This is a genomic window from Halobacillus sp. BBL2006, assembly GCF_000786645.1.
Classification (GTDB): domain Bacteria; phylum Bacillota; class Bacilli; order Bacillales; family Halobacillaceae; genus Halobacillus.
In genome coordinates, this window is the sequence record NZ_JRNX01000372.1 from 1 (window position 1) to 4024 (window position 4024).

The window sequence follows — 4024 nt, forward strand, 5'->3', positions numbered from 1 at the left end:
TTTTATGAACACCTTAATGAGCAAGGTGTCGAGGTAATTGGTGACTCAGAGACCGATCCAAGTATGAAGCAGCTAGATAAAGAGGAAGAATTTGATTTAAATGACCTGAGTGTACCTCCGGGTGTTAAAATAAACGACCCTGTGCGCATGTATTTGAAAGAAATTGGTCGGGTCAATCTATTGTCTGCAAAAGATGAAATCAGTCTCGCCCAACGGATTGAAAGTGGAGACGAAGAAGCAAAACGTGACTTGGCTGAGGCAAACTTGCGTCTCGTTGTAAGTATTGCAAAAAGGTATGTAGGCCGCGGAATGTTGTTCCTTGACTTGATTCAAGAAGGAAATATGGGGCTAATTAAAGCTGTTGAAAAATTCGATTATCGTAAGGGCTACAAATTTAGTACCTATGCGACTTGGTGGATTCGTCAAGCTATAACAAGAGCAATCGCTGACCAGGCACGAACGATTCGAATCCCAGTTCATATGGTAGAAACGATCAATAAATTGATTCGTGTTCAGCGTCAACTTCTTCAAGATCTAGGACGTGAACCTACACCCGAAGAAATCGCTCAGGACATGGATTTGACACCAGACAAAGTACGTGAAATTCTTAAAATTGCACAAGAACCTGTTTCTTTGGAAACACCAATCGGAGAGGAAGACGATTCTCATCTAGGCGACTTTATAGAAGATCAGGAAGCAACTTCTCCTTCAGATCATGCTGCCTATGAATTGTTGAAAGAACAATTAGAGGATGTACTCGATACACTGACAGACCGTGAAGAGAACGTGTTACGTTTGCGTTTTGGTCTTGACGATGGCCGCACTAGAACCCTCGAAGAGGTTGGTAAAGTGTTCGGCGTTACACGTGAGAGAATTCGTCAAATTGAAGCGAAAGCACTTCGTAAACTAAGACACCCAAGCCGAAGCAAGCGTCTCAAAGATTTTATGGAATAAACAACTCGAACTCAGGCATCCATCGGCATTTCAAAATGATGGGTTCCTGGGTTTTATTTTTGCTTATTGGGGGTGTGACATGGCCGAGGATCGTAAACAAACCATTGTTCAGGAAATCAATTATTGGAAAGCACATCGTCTGCTTCCTAATGAATACTGTGATTTCTTGCTTGCTCTATATACAGAGGGAAAAGATGTACCATCTAACGAAGGTGCAAAGGGTAATTATAATTTACCCATATGGAGTCTTTCGGTTGCTTTGACCCTGATTTTGTTACCCCTTTCATTTCTTGTCATTCATTTTACTGAAATGGACATCATAATGCAAACAGGGCTTTTGTCGAGTTTTGTAGTGATTGTATGTTTACATTCCTTGTGGTTAAACTATAAAAAATCATTTTTGTTTCATGTCCCTTTAGTTATTGGATTGTTAATCGCTTTACTGTTGACCATTCATCTGCTTAACCATTTGCTGATTAACAATCAGTTCACCTATTCAACGGCTGCTCTGCATGGTATATTATGGTTATGGTTAGGGAAGCGTTTCTCAGTAAGATATCTGTTCATTTCCGGCATTGTGCTACTTTCAGTGTTAATAATCTATCTTGTTTTATAAGTTTTCACATGTTATCCCTTTAATAAGTAATGGTTTTCAAGTAAAATAAATATAGTCGAATAGACACGAATACTATTTTGAGGGAATACATAAGGAGGATGCAACCAATGAGAAGAAACCCTGTGATTCCATTTGCAATTATTGCAGTCTTAGGTATTGTGGCTATGATCATCGTATCAGCTGCTGGAATCAACCAGCGTGAAGCCATCCAAAACGAAGAAGAAAATGGTGGAGCAAAACAGGAAGAACAAGCATCAGGCGGTGATCCTGAAGAATTATTCCAAGCTAAGTGTGCAAGCTGTCATGGCGGCGACTTAAGCGGTGGAGTAGGACCAAACCTACAAAAAGTCGGCAGTAAGTATTCAGCTGATGAGATCAAGGAAATTATCTTGAATGGTAAAGGGTCTCAGATGCCAGCCGGACTTTATACAGGTGAAGATGCGACTAAGTTAGCTGAATGGTTAGCGAAGAAGAAATAGCAACATTGGGGAAAAGCTTTCTGTAAAAGGAAGCTTTTCTTTTTATGAGAAAGGACCGTTATTATGAATGTTAATCAATTATCTGAAAGGCTATCCCGCGTAGCTTCCTATTTACCTGAAGGGAGCCATTTTGCTGATATAGGATCTGATCACGCTTATCTACCTTGCTATGTATGTCTACGCGATGAAAGTGCTAGAGCTGTTGCGGGAGAAGTCAATCACGGGCCATATACAAGTGCTCTTAAAGAAGTCAATTCTCATGAACTCCAAGATCGTATTGATGTGAGACTTGGTAATGGACTGGAAGTATTAGAGGCTGATGAAGTAAAACAAGTAGTCATAGCAGGGATGGGCGGTCCGTTAATTCGGGATATTTTAGATGCAGGGAAAGATAAACTGCGTGAGGTGAGCAGGCTCATCGTTCAGCCAAATATCGATTCACAGTCACTTCGACGCTGGTTTTACGAAAATCAGTTCACTCTTGTAAATGAAGACATCCTTGAGGAAAACGACCACATCTATGAAATACTGGTAGCGGAAAAGGGAGATCCTGAACAAACTTATCAAAGCGAACAATTTGAAAAAGAACTTTGGCTGGGGCCTCATTTACTTAAAAAAGGTGGAGAAGTGTTTCGGAAAAAGTGCCAGGAGGAACTGGATAAAAAGTTATTCGTTCTCGAGCAATTGAAACGGGCTTCATCAGTCAATCAAGAAAAAACAGATCAACTGAACAAAGAAATAAACTGGTTGAAGGAGGTTATTGACTAATGCCAGAGAAGAAAACAGCTCAAGAAATCATTCGACAATTTGAGAAGTGGTCTCCCAAACATTTAGCATTCGAGTGGGACAATGTAGGATTGCAAGTAGGAACATTAAACAAACCAGTCAGAAATGTCATGGTAACATTGGATGTGCTCGAAAATGTAGTAGACGAAGCAATTGAAAAAAATGTAGATTTAATCATCGCGCACCATCCATTACTTTTTGTAAAACTAAGTGAAATTAATTTCGATACACCAAAAGGGCGTGTCATTCGTAAGCTTATTCAACATGACATTACCGTATATGCCGCTCATACGAACCTTGATGTTGCACAAGGTGGGGTCAACGATGTAATGGCTGAAGCCTTAGACTTAGTTGATGTCAAACCACTTCTTTCTTCACACCAGGATGAATTGGTTAAATTGACTGTGTTTGTACCTGAAGACCATGCAAATTCAGTTAGAAATGCGATTAGTGAAGCTGGAGCTGGACATATAGGTAATTATAGTCACTGTACGTATCAGATTTCCGGTGAAGGAACATTTCAGCCTCTAGATGGCACAGACCCCTATATAGGTTCTATAGGCAAACTTGAAATCGTCAAAGAGAAAAGGATCGAGACCATTGTTCCAAAATCGAAATTAACTGCTGTACTTAAAGCTATGGAGCATGCTCATCCTTACGAAGAGGTTGCTTATGATCTCTATCCTTTGTTAAATGAAGGAGAAACACTAGGAGCGGGACGTATCGGTCGCTTGCATGAAGCGGTCACGTTGAAGGAACTTTGCCAAGTCGTCAAAGAGAAATATCAAGTTCCATCCCTGCGTTTTGTTGGAGATGAGTTTAAGAAGGTAAGTCAAGTAGCTTTACTGGGAGGCAGCGGAGAGAAGTACATTCATCAGGCCAAACGGATGGGGGCTGATGTTTATATCACAGGGGACCTTAGTTTCCACTTAGCACAAGATGCGAAGGAAATGGGCCTCGACCTTATAGACCCAGGACATCATGTAGAAAAAATCGTTTGTCCTAAGGTGAAGAAGTATTTAGAAGATACCTGTAATCAAGACAAGGATTTAAACATTTTAATATCTGAAGCTGATACAGAACTTTTCAACTTTATATAAACCTGCTGGATTTAAAAAAGTCCTGAACGTAGGAATACGTTCAGGACTTTTATTAGATTAGCTTTTTTGCTCTTGTTTTTTCGTTTTCT

5 protein-coding genes are annotated in these 4024 nt (G+C 40.2%); all 5 read left to right on the forward strand.

What is annotated here, in order from left to right:
* A partial coding sequence (rpoD, locus tag LD39_RS11610) for an RNA polymerase sigma factor RpoD (RefSeq protein WP_035546537.1) occupies positions 1 to 954 on the forward strand: 954 nt, incomplete at its 5' end.
* Between the two features lie 79 nt (positions 955 to 1033).
* Complete coding sequence (locus tag LD39_RS11615; RefSeq protein WP_035546539.1) at positions 1034 to 1570, forward strand: hypothetical protein; 537 nt, start codon at positions 1034 to 1036, stop codon at positions 1568 to 1570.
* A 107-nt stretch (positions 1571 to 1677) separates the two neighbouring features.
* Complete coding sequence (gene cccA, locus LD39_RS11620; RefSeq protein ID WP_035546541.1) at positions 1678 to 2049, forward strand: cytochrome c550; 372 nt, start codon at positions 1678 to 1680, stop codon at positions 2047 to 2049.
* Between the two features lie 63 nt (positions 2050 to 2112).
* A complete protein-coding gene (locus tag LD39_RS11625) occupies positions 2113 to 2817 on the forward strand; it encodes a tRNA (adenine(22)-N(1))-methyltransferase TrmK (protein WP_035546543.1) in 705 nt (234 codons plus the stop codon).
* Complete coding sequence (locus tag LD39_RS11630) at positions 2817 to 3935, forward strand: Nif3-like dinuclear metal center hexameric protein (protein ID WP_035546546.1); 1119 nt, start codon at positions 2817 to 2819, stop codon at positions 3933 to 3935. The genes LD39_RS11625 and LD39_RS11630 overlap by 1 nt, the downstream gene beginning before the upstream one ends.
* Positions 3936 to 4024: the final 89 nt, after the last annotated feature.